Below are 22,693 nucleotides of genomic sequence, written 5' to 3' on the forward strand. Positions count from 1 at the left end.
GTCAGTCGATTCCGTGGCTCTGGAGCCACATTTCCAGCAGGCCGAGTTGCCACAGCTTGTTTCCGTTCAACGGGGTCAGTTCGGCGTTCGGGTCGGCGAGCAGCGCGTCGACGTAGTCGGCGCGGAACAGGTCGCGGCGGCGGGCGGCGGGTGCGGAGAGCGCGTCGCGTACCCGGTCGAGGAGCTTGCCCTCGAGGTGGGTGAGGCCAGGCACCGGGAAGTAACCCTTCGGCCGGTCGATGACCTCGTGCGGGAGGACCCGGCGGCCGATCTCCTTCAGCACACCCTTGCCGCCCTGGGCCAGCTTCAGCTCCGGTGGGCAACTCGCGGCGAGCTCGACGAACTCGTGGTCGAGGAACGGCACGCGGGCCTCCAGCCCGTGCGCCATGGTCATGTTGTCCACCCGCTTCACCGGGTCGTCGGTGAGCATCACCTGGGTGTCGATCCGCAGGCCGGCGTCGACCGCGGTCGACGCGCCGGGCCGAGCCAGGTGGGCGGCCACGAACTCCCGCGCCGGGTCGCCGTCGGCCAGCCAGGCCGGGTTCAGCACCCGGGCCAGTCCGGCCGCGTCGCGGTCGAAGAACGCCTTCGCGTACGTGTCGAGCGCCTGCTCCCGGTCGACCCGGGCCAGCGGCGGGTACCAGTGGTAGCCGCCGAGGATCTCGTCGGCACCCTGGCCGGACTGGACCACCTTGACGTGCCGCGACACCTCCTGGCTGAGCAGATAGAACGCGACGCAGTCGTGGCTGACCATCGGCTCGCTCATCGCGGCGACGGCCGCCTCCAACGGCGGCACCAGATCCTGCGCGGCGACCCGGAGCTGGTGGTGGTCGGTGCCGAAGGTCTTCGCGACCAGATCCGAGTAGACGAACTCGTCGCCCTCCCGGCCGCCGACGGAGTCGAAGCCGATGGAGAAGGTGGCCAGGCCGCGCTGCCCCTCGCCGGCCAGCAACGCGACCACCAGGCTGGAGTCCAGCCCCCCGGAGAGCAGCACGCCGACCGGTACGTCGGCGACCATCCGGCGGCGCACCGCGGTGGTCAGCGACCCCAGCAGCGCGTCCTCCCACTGCTCGGCGGACCAGTCGGCCCGCTCGGCGGCGGGGGTGAAGGACGGATCCCAGTAGACCCGCTCGTGGGTGCGACCGTCCGGCTCGTACACCCGGACGGTGGCCGGGGGCAGCTTGGCGACGCCACGCAGGATGGTGCGCGGCGGCGGCACGATGCTGTGGAAGCTCAGGTAGTGGGCCAGCGCCACCGGGTCGATGGAGGTGTCGACGTCGCCGCCGGCCAGCAGCGCCGGCAGGGTGCTGGCGAAGCGCACCACGTCCGGCGACTCGGCCAGGTAGAGCGGTTTGATGCCGAGCCGGTCCCGGGCCAGCACCAACCGGCCGCTGTCCCGCTCGGCGATCGCCACGGCGAACATACCGATCAGGTGGTCGACGAAGTCCAGCCCCCACTCGGCGTACGCCTTGACGACGACCTCGCTGTCGCCTGAGGAGAAGAAGCGGTGCCCCCTGGCCTGCAATTCCTCGCGCAGTTCGCGGTAGTTGTAGACGCAGCCGTTGAAGACGCCGGTGAGCCCCGAGTCGGGGTCGACCAGCGGCTGCCCGCTCGCCGCCGACAGGTCGATGATCTTCAGGCGGCGGTGCCCGAGGGCGACCCGCCCCTGGGACCAGACCCCGCTGTCGTCGGGCCCCCGGTCACTCATGGTGGCCGCCATGCGCTCCACCGCCGCGACGTCGGCGCGTGCGCCGTCACGCCGGAACTCTCCCGCAAGTCCGCACATGTGGTCCCATGCTGCCAGAGCATGTTGCGGTTCGCCTGGTGAGACGATGACAGTTGTGTGACAGCGTTGCTAGAATCCGCGCCCTCCGGTCGCGGAGAGTGGTAACGCCGGCGGCGAGGCGGTGATTCGTGCCGAGCGTCGACACACCGCGTCGATTTGGCACCTCACCGAATGTGACAAAGGCCGCATCGGAGGGCCCGTACCTTCTAGGGGGCGCTGCTGCGCGTCCTGTCGATCGGCGTCGGGCTGGCCTCCGCGCAGGCGGGGGAAGGGCGGTTGCGGGATCTTGGGACCTTCCGTTCGTCGGGAACGGCAACCTGCCGAGATGGGGATCGCGTACGGCGACGGCCCGGGCGCGGTGATCAGGGAGGGCCCGCAGCCAATGGCTGCGGGCCCTCACCGTCGAGCCGGTCAGCCGGCGGTACGGGCCACCCCGACCGGGCAGCTCAGCCCGTTGGGGCCGTGGGTGCAGTAGCCGTTCGGGTTCTTCGTCGGGGCAAGATACTGCTGGTGGTAGTCCTCGGCGAAGTAGTAGTCGCCGAGCTGCGCGATCTCCGTGGTGATCTCGCCCTTGCCGGCGCGGGCCACGATCGGCGCGAACGCGTCCCGGGACGCCTGCGCGGTGGCGAGTTGCTCGTCGGTGGTGGTGTAGATCGTCGAGCGGTACTGGGTGCCGACGTCGTTGCCCTGGCGCATGCCCTGGGTCGGGTCGTGATTCTCCCAGAAGACCTTGAGCAGGTCCTCGTAGCCGATGGTCTGGGGGTCGTGGACGACCTGGACCACCTCGGCGTGCCCGGTGCGGCCCGAGCAGACCTCCTCGTACGTCGGGTTCGGCGTGTAGCCGCCCGCGTAGCCGACGGAGGTGGTGATCACGCCGGGCAGGGTCCAGAACAGCCGCTCGGCACCCCAGAAACAGCCCATCCCGAAGACCGCGACCTGGGAGCCGGCGGGGAACGGGCCCTTCAGCGAACTGCCGAGCACCTCGTGCCGGTCGGCGACGGGCATCGCGATCGGGCGGCCGGGCAGGGCCTGCTCCGGACTGACCAGCTCGGCGTTCATACGGCGCAGGAACACGGTGGAACTCCTCTCGTACCTCTTCCCGCGTGCAACACCGGCGGGCCCCGCTTCCTTACCCGCCCTGCGACGGATCAGCCGACCCGCCCTGCGACGGATCAGCCGACCCGCCCTGCGACGGATCAGCCGGCGGGTCCGGGTGCCGAGCCGAATGGGACTCCGTATGCCGCAATCGGCGGTCTCCCGCCACGGTGATAGCGCGACATGCGGCAGGTCGAGTGGATCATCCGGATTGAGGACGGGACCGGCGTCAGCCGAGCGCGGCGGCGACCCGGCCGGCGTACTCGCGGGCCTCGGCGTCGTCGGTGTAGCGCGTGCGGGGCCAGAAGAAGCCGCGCAGGCCGTCGCCCTTCGTCCGGGGTACGACGTGGGTGTGCAGGTGCGGCACCGACTGCGAGACCTTGTTGTTCATCGCCACGAACGTGCCGCCCGCGCCCAGGCCGGCCTCCACCGCCACGGCGAGCCTGCGCACCAGGCCGAAGTAACCGGGAATCGCGGCGGCGGGCAGTTCCGTCAGGGTGACCAGGTGGGTGCGCGGCACGACCAGCACGTGGCCCTTGAACACCGGCCGGGTGTCCAGGAACGCCACCCCGTCCGGCTCGTCGGCGACGGTGAACGCGGGCACCCCGCCCGCCACGATCCCGCAGAACACGCACCCGCTCACCGAGCCCAGGCTAGTACGGCCGGCCGCCGCCCTGCCCGCGACGTCATGGTTCGTCGAGATTCGCCGAACTGATGAAAGAACGTCGCCGAGATCGGTCAGTTCCGTCTGCTGCGGCACGCGCGCGGATTGCGGGCGGTGCCAGCGCCGAGGCGTGCGGTCCGGTCGGACCGGGTGGGGTGTCGGATCGACTACAGCACAACGACGAGCCCGGCTGACAGTTCTTCGGCGGATCCCTGTTCCTACCAGGGATTCATCTGTCCGGGGCATCGCAGACGACGGGCGGGCCGGCGTCGAAATCTCGTCGCGGCCTGGATCGGAGCAGTGACACGGTGTGTACGCCCGACCCGGGCGGCACCCCGATCCACACTGGAGGAGACACCTCATGAGCACCAGCAGGCGAACGGTCCTCGGCATGATCGCCACCGCGGCCGTAGCCGGACCCCTCGTCGGACTGTCCCAGCCGACGCCCGCGTTCGCGGCCGACCTGTACGACTCCAACACCGATCTCTACTCCGACCCGAACCTGGCCGAGGGCGTCGACTACGCCCGCCGCTACCGCCGGCATCCCCAGTTCGACAACTCCGACGCCGGGCCGAACCCGTTCCCCCGTACGGCGATCATCGCGCCGCACGGCGGCGGGATCGAGGCCGGCACCTCGGAGCTGTGCCTGGCCATCGCGGGATACCACCCGGCGACACTGGCCGCGACCCCGCCCGCCGGACCCACCTGCGACTACTGGATGTTCGAAGGGATCCGCTCCACGGGCAACGGCGACCTGCACGTCACCGCCACGCACTGCGACGACGTGCCCGCCATGTCGGTGGCGGCCGGGGCGCTGAACGTGGTCGCGCTGCACGGCTGTACCCCCGGCACGGCGGGCCTGCCCGCGAACACCCAGGCGGTGGCGGTCGGCGGACGCAACGCCGCGTTCCGGACGCGGCTGGTCAATGCCTTCCAGGCAGCCGGGTTCACCGCCTTCGACGCAACCGGCATCCCGGCGCTCGCCGGCACCGCGACGGACAACATCGTCAACCGGACGCTGCTCGGCATGGGTGCCCAGTTGGAGATCACCACCCCGCTCCGGTCGGCGATGTTCGGCACCAACACCCGACCGCAGCGCAAGAACACCACCAACCAGGTGTTCTGGGACTTCGTGGCGGCGACGCGGCTGGCGATCGCGCAAACCGAGGCGACCCAGCCAATCCTCTGACCCACGATCCGGCGCCACCCGCCGCGTGGGACACCGGATGCGGACCTGGCACGGGCGCAGCACGTTCGTCCGAACGTGCTGCGCCCGTCACCGCTCCAGGGTCTGTTGCGGAAGTGTGGATGCGACCCGCGCCCGGGTTCCACCGACTGGGACGCCGGGTAGGACTAACGTTCCCGTCATGAACCACGGCTTCGAGACGCTCGCCATCCACGCCGGCCAGGACCCCGAGGCCCGCACCGGCGCGGTGATCCCACCGATCTACCAGACCAGCACCTACGCCCAGGACGCCGTTGGCGCACCCCGGCAGGGTTACGAGTACAGCCGCTCCGGCAACCCCACCCGCGACGCGTTGCAGGAGTGCCTGGCCGCGCTGGAGGGCGGCCGGGTGGGGCTGGCCTTCGCCAGCGGCCTGGCCGCCGAGGACACCCTGCTGCGCGCCGTATGCGCGCCGGGCGACCACGTGGTCATCCCGGACGACGCGTACGGCGGCACGTACCGGCTCTTCGCCCGGGTCGCCGAGCGGTGGGGGTTGGCGTACACCCCGGCGAAGGTCTCCGACCCGGACGCCGTGCGGGCCGTGATCCGGCCCGGCAGCACGAGGATCGTCTGGGTGGAGACGCCGACGAACCCGCTGCTCGGCATCGCCGACATCGCCACCCTCGCCGCCGTGGCGCACGACGCCGGAGCGCTGCTGGTGGTCGACAACACCTTCGCCTCGCCGTACCTGCAGCAGCCGATCGCGCACGGCGCGGACGTGGTGGTCCACTCCACCACCAAGTACGTCGGCGGCCACTCGGACGTGGTCGGCGGCGCGCTGGTCGTGGCCGACGCCGGCCTCGGCGACGAGCTGCGTTACCACCAGAACGCGATGGGCGCGGTCAACGGCCCGTTCGACGCCTGGCTGACCCTGCGCGGCGTCAAGACCCTCGGGGTACGCATGGACCGGCACTGCGACAACGCCGAACGGATCGCCGCGTACCTGGAGGGGCACCCGAAGGTCGCCCAGGTCCTCTACCCCGGCCTGCCCGCGCACCCGGGCCACGAGGTTGCCGCCAAGCAGATGCGCCGGTTCGGCGGCATGATCTCGTTCCGGGTCACCGGCGGCGAGGAGCACGCGGTGGGGATCTGCAACCGGGCCAAGCTGTTCGTGCTCGCCGAGTCGCTCGGCGGGGTGGAGTCCCTGATCGAGCATCCGGGCCGGATGACACACGCAAGTGTTGCCGGCTCGCCGCTTGAAGTTCCCGGCGATCTCGTGCGACTGTCTGTCGGCATCGAGACGGTCGACGATCTGCTCGCCGATCTGGAGCAGGCGCTGGGCTGACCGCGGGCTGGGGAGGGTGGCCGTGCAGGACATCATGCCGACCTGGGTGGGGGCGACCGCCAAGCAGATCGCCCGGGGCGTACGGCGGGGCGACGTCTCCGCCACCCAGGTCGTCGCCGACCACCTGGACCACGTCGACCGGGCCGACGCCGAGTTGGCTGCGTTCCGCGTGGTCCGGGGCGGGGAGGCGGTCACCGAGGCGGAGAAGGTCGACGAGCAGGAGGATCTGGCCAACCTGCCGCTGGCCGGTGTTCCCGTCGCGGTCAAGGAGAACACCGCCGTCGCCGGCCTGCCGACCTGGAACGGGTCGGCGGCGGTGCGTACCGGCGTCGCCGAGGCCGACCACGAGGTGGTGCGCCGGCTGCGCGGCGCGGGCGCGGTGATCCTCGGGGTGACCCGGATGCCGGAGCTCGGCCTCTGGGGGATCACCGACGACGAGTCGGCGATCACCCGCAACCCGTGGGATCTTCGCCGGACCCCGGGTGGCTCCTCGGGAGGGGCAGCCGCCGCGGTGGCCGCCGGGCTGGTGCCGATCGCGCACGGCAACGACGGTCTCGGCTCGATCCGTATCCCGGCGGCCTGCTGCGGCCTGGTCGGCCTCAAGCCGGGCCGGGGTGTCGTGCCGTGCCAGCTCGGCGCGGAGGACTGGTTCGGCCTCACCGAGCACGGCATGCTCACCACCACCGTCGCCGACGCCGCCGTCGGATTCCAGGTGCTCGCCGGCCGCCCCCAGGAGAAGCTGGTCCCGCCGCCACGGCTGCGGGTGGGCGTGTCGCTGCGTTCCCCGGTGCGGGGCGTCTCTCCGGACGCGTCGAACCGGGACGCGGTCGCCTCCGCCGGCCGGCTGCTGGCCGCCGCCGGGCACGACACCGTCCCCGCCGACCCGGTCTACCCGACGGCACTCGGCCTCCAGGGCATCGTCACCTGGCTCGCCGCGGCCGCCGCCGACGTGCGTGCCGCCGGCGTGTCGCCGCGCCACCTCCAGCGGCGCAGCCGCCGGCACGTCGCGCTGGGCGAGTGGGCACAGCGCCGGGGGTACGTGCGGGAGGCCGAGCGGGCCGCCTGGCGGGAACGATCCATCGGCTTCTTCGCCGACCACTCGGTGGACCTGCTGCTCACCCCGGCGCTGGCCGGGCTGCCGCCGGAGGCCACCGACTGGTCGAGCCGGTCGTGGCTGGCGAACATGAAGGCCAACATCCGGTACGCGCCGTACGCCGCGCCGTGGAACATCGCCGGCCTGCCGTCGATCGTGGTGCCGGTGGGCCGGCGTCCGGAAGGGCTGCCGGTCGCCGTCCAGCTCATCGGCCCGCCCGGCTCGGAGCTGCTGCTGCTCGGCGTGGCGGGGCAGTTCGAGATGCAGGCCCCCTGGGTCCGGCACGCCCCCGGCTACCCGCGCGTCGGCTCGGCCTCGCCGACCGCCGCATGATCGTCCGGTTTCTGCCCTATGCCGCGCCCGGCTGAGCTGACCACGCCGGCGCCGGTCGGTGCGGGGACGGCGTTTCCGCAGGCGGGTGGCACGATCGGGGCATGACGGAACTGGTCGGTCTCGCCGACGTACGGGCCGCGCGGGAACTGCTCGCCGGCGTCACCCGGACCACCCCGCTGGAACCGTCCCGGCCGCTGAGCGCCGCGCTGGGTGGCCCGGTCTGGCTCAAGTGCGAGAACGTGCAGCGCGCCGGGTCGTACAAGGTGCGGGGCGCGTACGTGCGGATCTCGCGGCTGTCGGCCGACGAGCGGGCCCGTGGGGTGGTCGCCGCGAGCGCCGGCAACCACGCCCAGGGGGTGGCGCTCGCCGCCGGGCTGGTCGGCACCGATGCCACGGTCTTCATGCCGGTCAACGCGCCGCTGCCGAAGGTGGCCGCCACCAAGGGGTACGGCGCGCAGGTCGAGCTGGCCGGCAACACCGTCGACGAGTCGCTGGTGGTGGCGCAGGCCTTCGCCGAGCGGACCGGGGCGGTGCTGATCCACCCGTTCGACCACCGCGACGTGATCGCCGGCCAGGGCACGGTGGCGCTTGAGATCCTCGAACAGTGCCCGGAGGTGCGGACCATCGTGACCGGGGTCGGCGGCGGTGGTCTGATCTCGGGGATCGCGGTGACGGCCAAGGCGTTGCGCCCCGACGTGCGGGTGGTCGGGGTCCAGGCGGCGAGCGCCGCCGCCTTCCCGCTCTCGTTGCGGGCCGGTGCGCCGGTACGCCTGCCGGCGTTCTCCACCATCGCCGACGGCATAGCCGTCGGCCGGCCCGGCGAGATCACGTTCGACCACGTCCGGACGCTCGTCGACGAGATCGTCACGGTCTCCGAGGAGGACATCTCGCGTGCGCTGCTGATGCTGCTGGAGCGGGGCAAGCAGGTGGTGGAGCCGGCCGGCGCGGTCGGCGTGGCCGCCCTGCTGGCCGGGGCGGTCGAGGTGACGACCCCGGTGGTCGCGGTGCTCTCCGGCGGCAACATCGACCCGCTGCTGATGATGCGGGTGATCGAGCACGGTCTGGCCGCCGCCGGACGGTACCTGCGGGTGTCCGTCCGGTGCCCGGACCGGCCCGGCCAGCTCGCCGCGCTGCTCGCCGAGATCGCCGAGCACCGGGCGAACGTGGTGGACGTGGAGCACCAGCGAGCCAACCCGCACCTGCGGCTGGGCGAGGTCGAGGTGGCGTTGTCGGTGGAGACCCGGGGCGTCGAACACTCCGACACGCTGATCAGCGCGCTTCGGGCCAGCGGCTACCAGGTGGTCTTCGCGCCCGAGGCGTGACACCCGACGGCACCACGTCTCGGCGTACGCGATGTCCCCGCCGGGCCGCGAAGACCCGGCGGGCTCTGCCTCAGCCGGTGAAGGGCTCGAAGCTGACGATTGTCACCTTGATGTCGGCGCCGCTGGGCGCCGTGTAGGTGCAGGCCTGGCCGGCGCGACCACCCAGGATCGCCCTGCCGAGCGCCGACTCGGGGCTGTAGACGGTCAGGTCGGTGGTGGAGGCGACCTCGCGCGAGCCGAGCAGGAACGTCTCGGTGTCGTCGGTGTCGTCGTCGAAGTAGATCGTCACGACCATGCCCGGAGCCACCGCGTCGGCGGTCGGCGCCTCGCCGACCTGGGCGGTGCGGAGCAGTTCCTTGAGGTAGAGGATGCGTCCCTCGGCCTTGCCCTGCTCCTCGCGGGCGGCGTGGTAGCCACCGTTCTCCCGCAGGTCACCTTCCTCGCGCCGGGCGTTGATCTCGGCGGCGATGACCGGCCGGTTGGCGATCAGCTCGTCGAGCTCGGCCTGGAGGCGGTCGTACGCGTCCTGGGACAGCCAGGTGGCGGGCGCCTCTTTGCCGTTCGTGGACACAGGGCGTTCTCCTCGGTTGTGCGGACTGGCTGACAGGTGAGTTACCAAGTTACCAGCGCGGCACACACCCGCGGGTCTTCGATCACCACAGGACAAGCCGTGCGAACCGGGCAACCTCGGACGTCAACCCTGTTGAGGGGCGCTCATCCGGCGGGTCGACAGCGGAGCACCTCACCGATGAACGGACGGGCGGTGGTGGCGATCCGGTGCCGGACGTTGAGGTGCCGCTCGCCCGGCGCGGCGGCGACCGGCACCTCGACGCGGCCCACCTCGGCGCCGTCGTGCGAGCGGGCACGCAGCAGGCAGACCGCTGATCCGCCCGCCGGCACCGTCACCCGGAAGTCGACCCGTACCCCGGTGTCGGTGACCTCGGCGTAGGTGATCATCTGGGCGTCGTAGTTCGGGTCGCCGTAGCGGGCGTAGAGCTGGGTGGCGGCCAGGACCAGCACGCCCGCCAGGGCGGCCACCAGCACCCCCACCAGCACCGGCCGGCGGCGGCCGGGTTCCCGGCGGCGTCCGTACCGGCCCGGCGGGAACACCGGCGCGCCCGGCGGAACTGTGGTGTGCGTCTCGGTCACCGGTGGCTGTCTCCTGACGTCGTTGTCGGTGGCATCGGCAAGAATGGCAGGGTTCCATTTCCGCACCGTTCCCGGTCAAGGATGACAGGTCCACCGCCGGGGCTCGCCGGTGACACAGACGAGGAGCGCCCCAGTTGGCAGAGCAGCTGCGCCTCATGGCCGTGCACGCGCACCCGGACGACGAGTCCAGCAAGGGCGCCGCGACCACCGCTAAGTACGTCGCCGAGGGCGTGGACGTCCTGGTCGTGACGTGCACCGGCGGCGAACGCGGCAGCGTGCTCAACCCGAAGATGGACCGGCCCGACGTCTGGGCCAACATCGCCGAGATCCGCCGCGCCGAGATGGACGCCGCCCGGGCCGTCCTCGGCGTCGATCAGGCATGGCTCGGCTTCGTCGACTCGGGGCTGCCCGAGGGCGACCCGCTGCCGCCGCTGCCCGAGGGCTGCTTCGCACTGCAGGATGTCGACGTCGCCGCCGGCCCGCTGGTGCGGCTCATGCGCGAGTTCCGCCCGCACGTGGTCACCACGTACGACGAGGAGGGTGGCTACCCGCACCCCGACCACATCATGACCCACAAGATCAGCGTGGCCGCGTTCGACGCGGCCGGTGACGCGGCGCGCTACCCCGATCTCGGCGAGCCCTGGCAGCCGCTGAAGCTCTACTACGACATCGGCTTCTCCAAGGGCAAGATCATCGCCCTGCACGAGGCCATGATCGAGGCCGGCCTGGAGTCGCCCTACGGCGAGTGGCTCAAGCACTGGGAGGACCGCCCGGACAAGGGCCCCCGGATCACCACCCGGGTGGAGTGCGCGGAGTACTTCCCGGTCCGGGACGACGCGCTGCGCGCCCACGCCACCCAGATCGATCCGGACGGTTTCTGGTTCCACGTGCCGATGGATCTCCAGCGGCGCGCCTGGCCCACGGAGGACTTCCAACTCGTCCGCTCGCTGGTCGACAGCCCGCTGCCCGAGTCGGACCTCTTCGCCGGGGTACGCGAGACGGCCCACGCCCGCTGACCGGCGCCGGGCTACGCTGAATCCCCACCGCACATCGGAGAACACCATGCTGACCGCTGCCCAGGTGCTCGCGGCGAACAACTTCGGTGACACCCGCACGGGTGGCCTGGCCGGGCCCATGGGCCTGTTCCTCATCCTGCTGCTGTCCGCCGCCACCATTCTGTTGATCCGCAACATGAACTCCCGGCTGCGCCGACTGCCGGACCGGTTCCCCGACCACGCCGAGGCGGCCGAACCCGGCCGGCTTGACACGTCCGTCGTGGATCCGACGGACGGGACGACCACGCAGGAATCACGTCCGAACGAGCCCACCGGCCACCAACAGGGCCGCAACAGCTGACCGGAGGGTGATTCACGCCGATCCGGGCCGTCGACCCCTGTTGCGGTCACCCGGATTGGCTTAGCCTTCCGCCGGGGGGACCTCGTGGTCCCTTGGCCGCGCGCGGGAGGGGGCGCCATGACCGTGGCAGCAGCGTCCGTCCCGTGCGCCGTCCGGGCGTGGGTGGACGGAGTGGGCCGGTGAACTCCGGCAGGGTCGGCGATCAGCACGACCGGCCCGACCCGCTCGGCGCGTCGCCGCGGGTGCTCCTGCTCGTCGCCGCCGTCACGCTCACCGCCCTGGCGGCGGTCGGGGCCGGCCTGACCGTTCCCGCCACCCTGCCGCCGGATGACCCGCTCACCCGACCCGCCCGCTTCGGCATCGCCGTCGCGGTGTTCGCCGTTGCCCAACTGGCCCGGCTCCGGTTCCGCACCGAGACCGGCACGGTCAGCATCACCTGGGGCGAAGCGGCCCTGATCGTCTGCCTGTACCTCGCCCCGGCCGGGTGGCTGCCCGCCGCCGCGCTGCTCGGCACCGCCCTGGCCTGGGGTGCCATGTCGCTTCTCGTCGACCGGCGACAACCGGTAGAGGTGCTGCGCATCGCGGCCTCGCTGACCGTCGCCACGGCGCTGGCGGTCACGGTCGCCACCGCGTTCGGCGCGCCGCTGCTGGCCGTGCCCACCCCCGCGCTCGCGCTCGCCCAGGTCGCCGGCGCGGTCACCTACCTGCTGGCCACCGTCTGGCTCGGCGGGGCCACCCTGGCCCTGCGCAACGGGCTGGCGATCGGGCCGCCGATCCTCGCCGCGCTCCGCGGCAAGCTGCTGATGTTCGTCGGCAACGTCGCCGTCGGCCTCGCCGTGGTGGCGCTGCTGGAGGTCGACGCCCGCTGGTTGCTGCTCCTGCCGCCCCCGCTCTGGCTGCTCCAACAGACCTACCGGCACCGGCTCCGCGCCGACCGGGAACGGCGCGACTGGCGGGCGTTCGCCGAGGCGACCGCCGCCCTCAACCAGCTCGACGAGCGGGGGGTGGCTACCGCCGCGGTGACCGGCGCGCTGCGCCTCTTCGGCGCCGAGCTGGTCAATGTCGACGTGGCCCGGGGCGACGGCCGGTGGCGCCGCTACCGCGCGGACGCCTGCGGTCAGGTGTGCGACCGGGAGGTGGGACCACCCGGCCCGTCGACCGCCGGGGAGCACGAGCTGGTCCGTCCGCTCACCGTCGGCGACACCCTGGTCGGCGAGCTGCGGGTCCGGTTCTCCGCCTCGGCGCCGCCGAGCCACCGGGAGCGGGACGCGGTCGCTGCCTTCTCCGACGCGTTGGCCGCCGCGCTGCACGACGCCGCGACCCACCGGGAGCTGCGGCTGGTCAGCGCGCGGTCGTCGTACGAGGCGGTGCACGACGCGCTGACCGGGCTGGTCAACCGGGCGGCCATGCTCAGCAAGGGCGACCAGGCACTGCGGCAGCTCGCCCACGACCACCCCGTCGCGCTGCTGCTGCTGGACATCGACCAGTTCAAAGAGGTCAACGACACCCTCGGGCACGCCGCCGGCGACCAGCTGCTGCGGCTCACCGCCAACCGGCTGGGTGCCCTCACCCGCCCCGGCGACCTGCTGGGTCGCCTCGGCGGGGACGAGTACGCCCTGCTGCTGACGTCGGTCCCGATCGTCGGCGACCGGGCGGCGCCGATGGCGTACGCGCTGCGCCAGGCCCGGGAGATCGCCGAGCGGTTGGCCGCGCCCACCGAGGTGGCCGGGGTGCGGATGTCGATCGAGGTCTCGGTCGGGGTGGTGGTGGCCGGTGCCGGCACCGCCGATCTGACCGAGTTGCTTCGCCGCGCCGACATCGCCATGTACCAGGCCAAGGAGGGCGGTGGCAGCGTCGCCGTGTACGACAGTTCCCGGGACGCCGCGAGCACCGACCAGTTGGCGCTGCTCGCGGAACTGCGGGAGGCGCTGCAGGCCGACGACCAGCTGGTGTTGGCCCTGCAACCGGCGGTCGACCTCGCCACCGGCGCCCCGACCGGGGTGGAGGCCCTGATCCGCTGGCGGCACCCGCGGCGTGGCTGGCTCGGCCCGGTCGACTTCATCCGCCCGGTGGAGAACAGCGAGCAGCTCGGCGCCTTCACCCGGTACGTGCTGGACAAGGCACTCGCGGTGGCGGCCGGTTGGGCGCGCGAGGGGCTGGACGTGCCGATCTCGGTGAACCTGTCGGCGCGCAGCCTGCTCGACCCCCGGCTGCCGGCCGAGATCGCCGACGCGCTGCGCCGGCACCAGGTGCCGCCGCACCGGCTCGTCCTGGAGATCACCGAGACGGTGGTGATGAGCGAGCTGGAGGTGATCGACGAGGTGCTGGCCACCCTGCGGGCCATGGGCGTGCAACTCGCCGTGGACGACTTCGGCACCGGTTTCTCGTCGCTGACCTTCCTCACCCGGATCGCGGTGGACGAGCTGAAGGTCGACCGCTCGTTCGTGATCCGGATGGTCGACTCCCCGGAGGCGGCGGCGATCGTCCGGACCACCGTGGGGCTCGCCCACGAGTTGGGGCTGCGGGTGGTCGCCGAGGGGGTGGAGACCGCCGAGCAGCGGCTCGCCCTGGCCGAGCTGGGCTGCACCGCCGCCCAGGGCTACCACTTCTTCAAGCCGATGCCGGCGGACAAGATCGGCGCGGTGCTCGGGTCGTTGCGCGACTCGGCCGAGTCGAACGTGTTCCGGCTCCGTGCCGACGGGGCCTCCTGAACCGGCCGTCGACCGACCGGCGGGCCGGGGCCCCGCAGGGTGGATATGGTCGTCGGGTGAACCGACTCGCGGACGCCACCTCGCCGTACCTGCTCCAACACGCCGACAACCCGGTCGACTGGTGGCCGTGGTGTCCGGAGGCCTTCGCCGAGGCGAAGCGGCGGGACGTGCCGGTGCTCATCTCCGTGGGCTACGCGGCCTGCCACTGGTGTCACGTGATGGCCCACGAGTCGTTCGAGAACGAGCAGGTCGGGGCGCTGGTCAACGACGACTTCGTGGCGATCAAGGTGGACCGTGAGGAGCGGCCCGACGTCGACGCCGTCTACATGACCGCCACCCAGGCGATGACCGGGCAGGGCGGCTGGCCGATGACGGTCTTCGCCACCCCGGACGGCACCCCGTTCTTCTGTGGCACCTACTTCCCGCGACCGAACTTCGTCCGGCTGCTCCAGTCGGTCGCCGCCGCCTGGCGCGACCAGCGCGAGGCGGTGCTGCGCCAGGGCGCCGCCGTGGTCGAGGCGATCGGCGGCGCCCAGGCCGTCGGCGGGCCCACCGCCCCGCTCACCGCCGAGCTGCTCGACGCCGCCGCCGACCAGCTCGCCCGGGAGTACGACGAGACGAACGGCGGGTTCGGTGACGCCCCGAAGTTCCCGCCGCACATGAACCTGCTCTTCCTGCTCCGGCACCACCAGCGCACCGGCTCGGCCCGCAGCCTGGAGATCGCCCGGCACACCGCCGAGGCGATGGCCCGGGGCGGCATCCACGACCAGCTCGCCGGCGGTTTCGCGCGCTACTCGGTGGACGGCCACTGGACGGTGCCGCACTTCGAGAAGATGCTCTACGACAACGCCCTGCTGCTGCGCTTCTACACCCAGCTCTGGCGGCTCACCGGCGACCGGCTGGCCCGCCGGGTGGCCCGGGACACCGCCCGTTTCCTCGCCGACGAGCTACACAAGCCGGGGGAGGGGTTCGCGTCGGCGTTGGACGCCGACACCGAGGGCGTCGAGGGGCTCACCTACGCCTGGACTCCGGCCCAGCTGGTCGAGGTGCTGGGCGAGGAGGACGGCCGCTGGGCCGCGGACCTCTTCGAGGTCACCGAGTCCGGCACCTTCGCCTCTCATTCCGCCTCCGCGCCGCAAGACGGCACTCCGGACGGAAGGAGGGGCGTCGAACACGGCGCGAGCGTGCTGCGGCTCGCCCGCGACGTCGACGACGCCGACCCGCAGATCCGGGCCCGCTGGCGGGACGTCGTCGGACGGCTGCTGGCCGCCCGGGACGCCCGGCCCCAGCCGGCCCGGGACGACAAGGTGGTGGCCGCCTGGAACGGCCTGGCGATCACCGCGATCGCCGAGTTCCTCCGGGTCGCCGCCGCGTACGCCACAACCGACGACGAGGACGCGAACCTGATGGAGGGCGTCACCATCGTCGCCGACGGGGCGATGCGGGAGGCCGCCGGGCACCTGGCCGCCGTGCACGTCGTCGACGGGCGGCTTCGCCGGGCGTCCCGCGACAAGGTGGTCGGCGAGCCGGCCGGGGTGCTGGAGGACTACGGCTGCGTGGCTGAGGCGTTCTGCGCGATGCACCAGCTCACCGGTGAGGGACGCTGGCTGGAGCTGGCCGGTGGGTTGCTCGACACCGCGCTGGCCCGCTTCGCCGCTCCGGACGGCGGCTTCCACGACACCGCCGACGACGCCGAGCGGCTGGTCGCCCGGCCGGCCGACCCGACCGACAACGCCACCCCGTCCGGCCGTTCGGCGATCATGGCGGCCCTGGTGGCGTACGCCGCGCTGACCGGAGAGACCCGGTACCGGGAGGCGGCCGAGCGCGCGTTGGCCACGGTCGCGCCGATCGTCGGGCGGCACGCCCGGTTCACCGGGTACGCGGCGACGGTGGGCGAGGCACTGCTCTCCGGGCCGTACGAGATCGCGGTGGTCACCGACGACCCGGAGGGCGACCCGCTGGTCGCCGCGGCAACGCGGCACGCCCCGCCGGGGGCGGTGCTGGTGGCCGGCCCGTCCGGCCTGCCGGGGGTGCCGCTGCTGGCGGACCGGCCGCCGGTGGACGGGCGACCCACCGCGTACGTCTGCCGGGGTTTCGTCTGCCAGCGGCCGGTGACCTCCGTCGACGACCTGGTCGCCCAGCTGACCTGAGCCGCCCGCTCCCCGCCGGTCGCTCCCCGGGGGCGGCGGGTCGCCCCGGCCCTCGGGGCGGTGGCCGTCCGCCGTCCCGATAGGCTGGCAGCGCTATGGATTCCCGTACCGGTCTGCCTGTCGTCGGCATGGTGGGCGGAGGCCAGTTGGCCCGGATGACCCACCAGGCCGCCATCGCCCTCGGCCAGTCGTTGCGTGTACTGGCGCTCGCCCCGGATGACGGCGCCGCCCTGGTCGCCGCCGACGTCCAGCATGGCGACCACACCGATCTCGCCGCGCTGCGCACCTTCGCCAAGGGCTGTGACGTGGTCACCTTCGACCACGAGCACGTCCCGACGGAGCACATCCGCACCCTCGCCGCCGAGGGGGTCAAGCTCTTCCCGCCCGCCGACGCGTTGCTGCACGCCCAGGACAAGCAGGTCATGCGGGAACGCCTCACCGCCCTGGGCGCCCCCAACCCGGCCTGGGGTTCGGTCAGCGCACCGGCCGACCTCGTCGCCTTCGGTGCGGAGCACGGTTGGCCGGTGGTGCTCAAGACGGCCCGGGGCGGGTACGACGGCCGGGGCGTCTGGATGGTCGCCGACGCCGGTGAGGCCGCCGAGCTGGCCGCGACGCTGCTCGCCGGCGGAAGCCGGCTGATCGTCGAGGAGCGGGTGACCCTGCGCCGGGAGTTGGCCGTGCAGGTGGCCCGTTCCCCGTTCGGGCAGGTCGCCGCGTACCCGGTGGTGGAGACCGTGCAACGGGACGGAATCTGCGTCGAGGTGCTCGCGCCCGCGCCCGACCTGCCCGAGGACCTGGCGGTCGCCGCCCAGCAGCTCGCCATCGACCTGGCGACCGCGCTCGGCGTGGTCGGTGTGCTGGCGGTGGAGCTGTTCGACACGCCCTCCGGGCTGGTGGTCAACGAGCTGGCCATGCGACCGCACAACTCGGGGCACTGGACCATCGAGGGGGCCCGGACCTCGCAGTTCGAGCAGCATCTGCGGGCCGTGCTCGACTATCCGATGGGGGACACCTCGTTGACCGCGCCGGTCGTGGTGATGGCGAACGTGCTCGGTGGCGAGCCGGGCGGGATGTCCATCGACGAGCGGCTGCACCATCTCTTCGCCGCCGAGCCGGGCGCCAAGGTCCACCTGTACGGCAAGCAGGTGCGCCCTGGCCGAAAGATCGGGCACGTCACCGTGCTCGGCGACGACCTGGACGAGGTACGGACACGGGCCGCGCGAGCCGCCCGCTGGCTGCGCGAGGGGCACGAGTGAGGCCGCCGGCCCCGCTCCACCGGGACGAGAGGCAGGGCAGCGTGAGCACCGTCGGGCTGATCATGGGCAGCGACTCGGACTGGCCGACGATGAAGGCTGCCGCCGAGGCGCTGGACGAGTTCGAGTTGCCGTACGAGGTCGGCGTGGTCTCCGCACACCGCACCCCGATCAAGATGATCGAGTACGGTCGCGCCGCCGCCGACCGGGGCGTCAGGGTGATCATCGCCGGGGCCGGCGGCGCCGCCCATCTGCCGGGCATGATCGCTTCGGTCACCCCGCTGCCGGTGATCGGCGTACCGGTGCCGCTCAAGCACCTCGACGGGATGGATTCGCTGCTCTCCATCGTGCAGATGCCGGCCGGCGTGCCGGTCGCCACGGTGTCGATCGGCAATGCCCGTAACGCCGGACTGCTCGCCGTGCGCATCCTGGCCGCGAGTGACCCGGCGCTGCGCACGCGGATGACCGACTACCAGGCGAGCCTGGAGAAGTTGGTGGCGGAGAAGGACGCCGCACTCCGCGCCTCCCTCGCCTGAGCGGCCCCGCCTGAGCCGCCGCCCGTGGTCGCACCGGCTTGATCAACACGCTTTGCGGCGTGTCGCGGTGCCCCCGCCGGCGGACACCGCAACACGCCGCAATCGGAGACGATCATGGTCGGTGGTCGGTGGTCGGTGGCCGGTGGGCGGCGATCATGCGCGGCGGTCAGCGCATGCCGCGCAGTGCGGTCTGTAGGCGCTCCTGGGCACGACGGCGACGTTCGTTGCTCGCCCCCAACACCAGCAGCACCAGCCCGACCGGGATCAGCACCAGCCACGGGCCGAGGCTGAACAGGGCGTGGACGGCCGCGATCGCGGTCACCGCGGCACCGATGATCACCGGCGCCTGCTGCTGGCTGATCGACCCGAAGATCAGCACAGCCACCGCGCCGAGCAGCAGCAGCACCTGCCGCAGCGTGCTGGAGTCGGTGGCCAGCACGATCGCCAGGGTCGGCACGAACGCGGTGACCAGCGCCGGCCCGTACGCCACCCAGCTGGACAGGTCCGCCCGGTGCCGCAGTTCGAGCACTCCCACCAGCAGCGCGAGGGCGGCGAACGGAAGCGTGTAAGCCTCGGGCAGCGCCACGTCGGCGACCCGCATCAGGATCCACCAGGCGATGATCTCGCAGGCCACCACCGACCAGAACAGGATCCGCCGTTCCACCGGGCGCCGCCCGGGCCGGGTGGCCGCGACCCCGAGCACGGCACCCCAGGCGGCGAGCAGGGCGGCGATGTGCCGCGGCGAGTCGAAGGCCAACGCCAGGGCGATCAGCGCCGCGGCGTACCCGCTCCACTCCACGGTGGCGGCCTCGCGGTGCGCCTCGGGCCGGCGCAGCCGGGGCAGGGTGGCGGCGAACACCTGCAACGCCGCACCGACCGCCAGCACCCCGAACGCCGACCAGACGGCGGCGAAACCGGCCACCAGACCGAGGGTGAGCACGAACAGTTGCGCCATCAGCGAGGCGAAGAGCCACCCCAGGATGCGGGCCCGCTGGGTGGTGCCGAAGAGCGCCGCGACCGTGCCGACGCCCACCGCGCCGCCCAGGGTGAACAGGGTCAGCCCTTGGGTGCCGAGGCTGCCGGCCAGCCCGGCGCCGCCGGCGGTCAACCCGATCACGAAGACCAGCACGCGGGCGACCCGCACCGACCGGGCCCGCTCGACCAGCGGCGGCGGCGGGGTCAGCGCGAGCCCGAGCATCGAGATGGTGAACACGGCGAGCGCGGCCAGTGCGCTCTCCGGCCAGCCGTGGCCGAGAGCGGTCGGCGTGATCAGCAGGGTCACCGCGAGACCGGGCAGCACCACCGGCACGGCCCGGGAACGCCGGCCGCCGCTGAGCCCGGTGGCGGCCAGCGCCGCGGTGACGGTGAGCAGCAGCGCGGTGAGCACGTGCGTCGGGTCGACCGCCGCCGGCGGCGGGGTGAGCAGTTCCGGGGGAGGGCCCTGCCATACCCGGGAGAGCATCCGGTGCGGTTCCACCAGCGCGACGTAGAGCAGCGGCGCCAGGGAGGCCAGCGCCAACAGGGTCGGCAGCGCCGCCGCGGCGAGCGCCCCGGCGGCTGGGCTGACCCGCCAGCGGCGACGCGAGCCGTCGTCGGGCAGCCGGCGCAGCGCGCCGTCCAGCAGCACCGTCCAGCGGCGGACCGGCTGGGCCGAGCCGACCGGCGGCACGGTGGCCGCCCGGACCAGCTCGGCGAGCACCCCGAGCAGCGCCGCCGCGGCGGCGTACACCCCGGAGGGAAGGCGGACGACGATGGCGGCCAACGCGCTGATCGTCGCTCCTCCGGCGATCGCCGCGCTGGCGAACGGCAGGAACTGCGGCACCTGCCGGCGGACCGCCGCCACCGCGGCCAGCCCGATGCTGGACGCGGCCAGCGCGGCGGTCAGCACCACCTGGGCCGGGTGGCCGGACCCGGCGGCCAGGGCGGCGACCGTCCCGGGCAGCGCCAGCAGGGCGGCGCCCGTCGCGGCGCCCCCGATCTGCACCAGATGCGGCGGCATCCCGTCGGTCTCGACGTCCTCCACCAGGGACGACGCCAGCGTCCGGGCCAGGCCGGCCACGACCAGGCCGATGAGCGCGATGCCGCCCAGCGCCAGCGCGGTGGTCCACGGGCGGACCAGACCGGCCCCGGCCGCGTGCAGCGCGACGACGCCGGCCACGGTGGCCCGGGACAGCGCCCCGCGCGGATCGAGGGTGGCCGCCGCAGCCATCCCGAACACGGTGGCCACGGTCAGGCCCGCCAGCACCGGCGACCACCACGGCAGGTCGAACGCGGCGGGTGTGCCGATGGTGGCCAGCACGGCGGCGACGCCGGCCACGTCGTACTTCCACGGCGGCGGGAGCAGGATCGCGGCGGCGGTACCGAGCAGCGCCAGCGCCACCGGGGCCTGCCAGGTGGAGCCGCCGGTGGGGGCGGCCGGCCAGCTTGTCAGGTCACCGGCCCAGATCGGCCCCGGTGTGGCGAGCACCCCCCACCCGCCGCGCAGCGCCGACCAGCCGGCGATCAGACCGATCAGCACCCCGCCGACGGCGATGCCGGCCACCGGACCGCGCCGCCACTCCTCCGGCATCGCCCGGGCGGCGACGGCGACCACCAGTACCAGGCCGGCGGCCACCACCAGTTGCCCGCCCGGCGAGATCACCGCGGCGATCCGGGCCAGGGTGGCGATCAGCGTCGCGGTGACCGCGGCGGCGGCCAGGTCGGCGCCGTCCAGACTGGCGTCCGACCGGCGGCCCGCGTCGATGTTGGGGGCGAAGAGCAGCAGCAGGGTCGCGATGAGCAGCAGCCCGCCAACCCAGGCGTCGGCGGCGGTCCGCCCCGGCGCGAAGAAAGCCGCGCCGACCACGGCGAGCGCGCCGAGGCCGGTGCCGACCGCGTGCGGCGGGGCGAGGTGCCGCTGGGAGACCTGCACCATCGCCGCGTACCCGAGGGTCACGCAAGCGGCCAGGAAACCCGCGGCGAGGATCGGGACGGTCAGTTCCCGCAGCGCCGCCGGAGTCGGTGCGGGACTGGCCGGCTCGGTGGCGGCGACGAAGGCGGCCACCGCGCCGGGGAGCGCGAACGCCGCCCCACCGGCCGCCCAGCCGGAGAGCGTGTCGGCGGCCGGGGTGATCCGTACCCGGGGCGCGAACGCGATCAGCACCCCGGCCAGCATGAGCACGGCCAGCACCGCCGCGGTCAGCGCCGGTCGGCTGAGGGCGGCGCCGGCGCCGGCGCCTCCCACGACGGCCGCGGTGACGGCGTGAGCCAGGGCAGCCCGCTCGGTGACGGCGGAGAGGCCGAGCACCCCGATGCCGATCGCGGTGAGCACCATCGGCCAGGGCGCCGCCGCCCAGCCGAGGCTGAGCGAGGCGGGCACGGCGAGCGCGGTCAGCCCGGCACCGACCACGGCGAACTCCCGGCGGATCTCCGGTGGCAGGGCCAGCACCGCCGCGACGGTCAGCAGCAGTGCGCTGGCAGCGAGCTGCCAGGCCGTCGGGCCGACCGCTGCGGCCAGTTCCGCAGGGTACCGGTCCAGGTCGGCCGACCAGGGCGGCAGCGCGGCGCGGACCGGGGCCAGACCGGCCCGCAGGGCGCCTCCGGCGACTACCACGCCGCTGACTGTCAGCGCCGCCGCCGAGGCGAACTGTGGCCCGCGTCGGGCCGCCTCCGGCACCGCCCGGACGGCCAGCCCGGTGAGCGTGATGACCCCGGCGATCAGCAGCAGCGCCCGGTCGGGGAAGGCGACCGAGGCGATCCGGCTCAGCGCCCCGATCACGGCCAGGGTGACGATGCCGGCGCCCACGTCGGGCATCGGGGCCCGGCGTACGGTCAGGGTGCCGGCCAGGGCCACCGCCGCGGCGAGCAGCAGCGCCGCGCCGGCCACCACGGCCGTCGGCACGGTGTTCGCCCGCAGCAGGGCGGTGACCGAGTACGCCAGCGCCAGCGCCACTGCCGCGCCGTGCAGCAGCCAGGTCAGCTGCGGCAGCCCCGGCACCGGCCGGGCCGCCTCCTCGGGGGGTGCCGGCACGGCGGCCCCGCCGAACACCTCCCCGGACTCCTCGGGCGTGGCCTCCGGCCGGGCGTCGCCGGAGGCGCGCTGCCGGGGCGGCACCGGCGCGGCGGGGGCGGCCGGTGAAGGGTCGCGGCGCACGGGACCTTCCAGGAGCAGCCCGGAGCGGGCCAGCCAGAGGTCGAGCACGGCGACCACGGTCAGCACCAGCGCCCACCCACCGGGGCCGGTGATGCGCTCGTACGCCAGCAGCGGCACCACCGGTTGTGCGGCCAGCACGGCCGCGAAGCGGGGCGCCCGCAGGCCGGTGCCCCGGGCGTACCCGAGGGCGACGCCGGCGGTGACCGCGAAGATCAGGCCGGAGTAGACCGCGCCGGAGGCGCGCCCGTTGCCGATCCGGTCCACCGTCCAGAGTGCGTACCCGGCGAGCGGCACCAGCAGCAGGCCGACCGTGGCGATGGTCTCGGCGGTGGAGGTGAGCCCCCGGCGGGCCAGCACGGGCGGGGCGAGCAGCATCAGCACGGTGGCGACGAGCAGGATGCCCAGCCGGGCCAGGGCGTCCATCGAGCTGGTGGCGACGACGGCGAAGACCACCGCGGCGACCGCGAGCAGCAGCGCGCCGAGCCCGAGCGGGATGTTCTGCACCTCCCGGGAGGACGCCTCGGGCGGGTGCTCCGGGTCGTCCGCGTCCAACCAGATGGCGGTGGCCCGCGGCGGCGGGGGTGGTGGGGCGATCTCCAAGAG

General features: G+C 73.6%; 16 protein-coding genes. 10 read left to right on the top strand and 6 right to left on the bottom strand.

From position 1 onward, the window contains the following. Window position 1: 1 nt before the first annotated feature. From E1193_RS10815 to E1193_RS10825, 3 genes are all read right to left on the bottom strand, one after another. Window positions 2-1,786 carry an N-acetylglutaminylglutamine amidotransferase gene (locus E1193_RS10815; protein WP_132182746.1) on the bottom strand — a complete coding sequence of 595 codons (1,785 nt, stop codon included), beginning with the start codon at window positions 1,784-1,786 and terminating at the stop codon, window positions 2-4. Window positions 1,787-2,197: 411 nt separating this feature from the next. After that, window positions 2,198-2,860, bottom strand: a complete 663-nt coding sequence (gene msrA, locus E1193_RS10820; protein ID WP_132182748.1) for a peptide-methionine (S)-S-oxide reductase MsrA — start codon at window positions 2,858-2,860, stop codon at window positions 2,198-2,200. Between the two features lie 250 nt (window positions 2,861-3,110). Further along, window positions 3,111-3,524 (bottom strand): HIT family protein, encoded by a 414-nt coding sequence (locus tag E1193_RS10825; RefSeq protein WP_132182750.1) that lies wholly within the window; start codon window positions 3,522-3,524, stop codon window positions 3,111-3,113. 382 nt (window positions 3,525-3,906) lie between these two features. Here E1193_RS10825 and E1193_RS10830 point away from each other — a divergent pair, with 382 nt between their 5' ends. The 4 genes from E1193_RS10830 (at window position 3,907) to ilvA (ending at window position 8,803) form a co-directional block, all read left to right on the top strand. Continuing rightward, window positions 3,907-4,734 (top strand): poly-gamma-glutamate hydrolase family protein, encoded by an 828-nt coding sequence (locus E1193_RS10830; RefSeq protein WP_132182752.1) that lies wholly within the window; start codon window positions 3,907-3,909, stop codon window positions 4,732-4,734. Window positions 4,735-4,912: 178 nt separating this feature from the next. Beyond that, window positions 4,913-6,055: a cystathionine gamma-synthase gene (locus tag E1193_RS10835; RefSeq protein WP_132182754.1), complete on the top strand. Its 1,143-nt coding sequence runs from the start codon at window positions 4,913-4,915 to the stop codon at window positions 6,053-6,055. Between the two features lie 16 nt (window positions 6,056-6,071). Beyond that, window positions 6,072-7,481, top strand: a complete 1,410-nt coding sequence (locus E1193_RS10840) for an amidase family protein (RefSeq protein WP_132182756.1) — start codon at window positions 6,072-6,074, stop codon at window positions 7,479-7,481. Window positions 7,482-7,582: 101 nt separating this feature from the next. Continuing rightward, entirely contained in the window at window positions 7,583-8,803 is a 1,221-nt protein-coding gene (gene ilvA / locus E1193_RS10845) for a threonine ammonia-lyase (RefSeq protein WP_132182758.1), read from the top strand. Between the two features lie 70 nt (window positions 8,804-8,873). Here the strand turns inward: ilvA and greA are convergent, their stop codons facing one another. Then, on the bottom strand, window positions 8,874-9,374 hold the full coding sequence (gene greA / locus E1193_RS10850; RefSeq protein WP_132182760.1) for a transcription elongation factor GreA: 501 nt from the start codon (window positions 9,372-9,374) through the stop codon (window positions 8,874-8,876). 143 nt (window positions 9,375-9,517) lie between these two features. Further along, window positions 9,518-9,952, bottom strand: coding sequence for a DUF4307 domain-containing protein (locus E1193_RS10855; RefSeq protein ID WP_132182762.1), 435 nt, complete (start codon window positions 9,950-9,952; stop codon window positions 9,518-9,520). Window positions 9,953-10,086: 134 nt separating this feature from the next. On the opposite strand from E1193_RS10855, the gene mca reads away from it, so the two are divergent. From mca to purE, 6 genes are all read left to right on the top strand, one after another. Next, complete coding sequence (gene mca / locus E1193_RS10860) at window positions 10,087-10,968, top strand: mycothiol conjugate amidase Mca (RefSeq protein ID WP_132182764.1); 882 nt, start codon at window positions 10,087-10,089, stop codon at window positions 10,966-10,968. A 46-nt stretch (window positions 10,969-11,014) separates the two neighbouring features. Next, a complete protein-coding gene (locus E1193_RS10865) occupies window positions 11,015-11,308 on the top strand; it encodes a hypothetical protein (RefSeq protein ID WP_132182766.1) in 294 nt (97 codons plus the stop codon). A 248-nt stretch (window positions 11,309-11,556) separates the two neighbouring features. Further along, window positions 11,557-14,019 carry a bifunctional diguanylate cyclase/phosphodiesterase gene (locus E1193_RS10870; RefSeq protein ID WP_243707487.1) on the top strand — a complete coding sequence of 821 codons (2,463 nt, stop codon included), beginning with the start codon at window positions 11,557-11,559 and terminating at the stop codon, window positions 14,017-14,019. A 56-nt stretch (window positions 14,020-14,075) separates the two neighbouring features. Beyond that, entirely contained in the window at window positions 14,076-16,169 is a 2,094-nt protein-coding gene (locus E1193_RS10875; protein ID WP_132182770.1) for a thioredoxin domain-containing protein, read from the top strand. A gap of 95 nt (window positions 16,170-16,264) precedes the next feature. Further along, complete coding sequence (locus E1193_RS10880; RefSeq protein ID WP_132182772.1) at window positions 16,265-17,425, top strand: 5-(carboxyamino)imidazole ribonucleotide synthase; 1,161 nt, start codon at window positions 16,265-16,267, stop codon at window positions 17,423-17,425. A gap of 41 nt (window positions 17,426-17,466) precedes the next feature. Further along, window positions 17,467-17,958, top strand: a complete 492-nt coding sequence (gene purE, locus E1193_RS10885) for a 5-(carboxyamino)imidazole ribonucleotide mutase (RefSeq protein WP_132182774.1) — start codon at window positions 17,467-17,469, stop codon at window positions 17,956-17,958. Window positions 17,959-18,124: 166 nt separating this feature from the next. Here the strand turns inward: purE and E1193_RS10890 are convergent. Continuing rightward, on the bottom strand, window positions 18,125-22,693 hold a 4,569-nt coding region (locus E1193_RS10890), incomplete at its 5' end, for a permease (protein WP_132182776.1).

The organism is Micromonospora sp. KC606 (genome assembly GCF_004348675.1).
Taxonomy (GTDB): Bacteria; Actinomycetota; Actinomycetes; order Mycobacteriales; family Micromonosporaceae; genus Micromonospora.

What these genes read in the sequence shown, in the direction of transcription:
- E1193_RS10835 (WP_132182754.1), top strand. Translation starts at nt 4,913, where the DNA reads ATGAACCACGGCTTCGAGACGCTCGCCATCCACGCCGGCCAGGACCCC.
- ilvA (WP_132182758.1), top strand. Translation starts at nt 7,583, where the DNA reads ATGACGGAACTGGTCGGTCTCGCCGACGTACGGGCCGCGCGGGAACTG.
- E1193_RS10865 (WP_132182766.1), top strand. Translation starts at nt 11,015, where the DNA reads ATGCTGACCGCTGCCCAGGTGCTCGCGGCGAACAACTTCGGTGACACC.
- E1193_RS10830 (WP_132182752.1), top strand. Translation starts at nt 3,907, where the DNA reads ATGAGCACCAGCAGGCGAACGGTCCTCGGCATGATCGCCACCGCGGCC.
- E1193_RS10815 (WP_132182746.1), bottom strand. Translation starts at nt 1,786, where the DNA reads ATGTGCGGACTTGCGGGAGAGTTCCGGCGTGACGGCGCACGCGCCGAC.
- E1193_RS10880 (WP_132182772.1), top strand. Translation starts at nt 16,265, where the DNA reads ATGGATTCCCGTACCGGTCTGCCTGTCGTCGGCATGGTGGGCGGAGGC.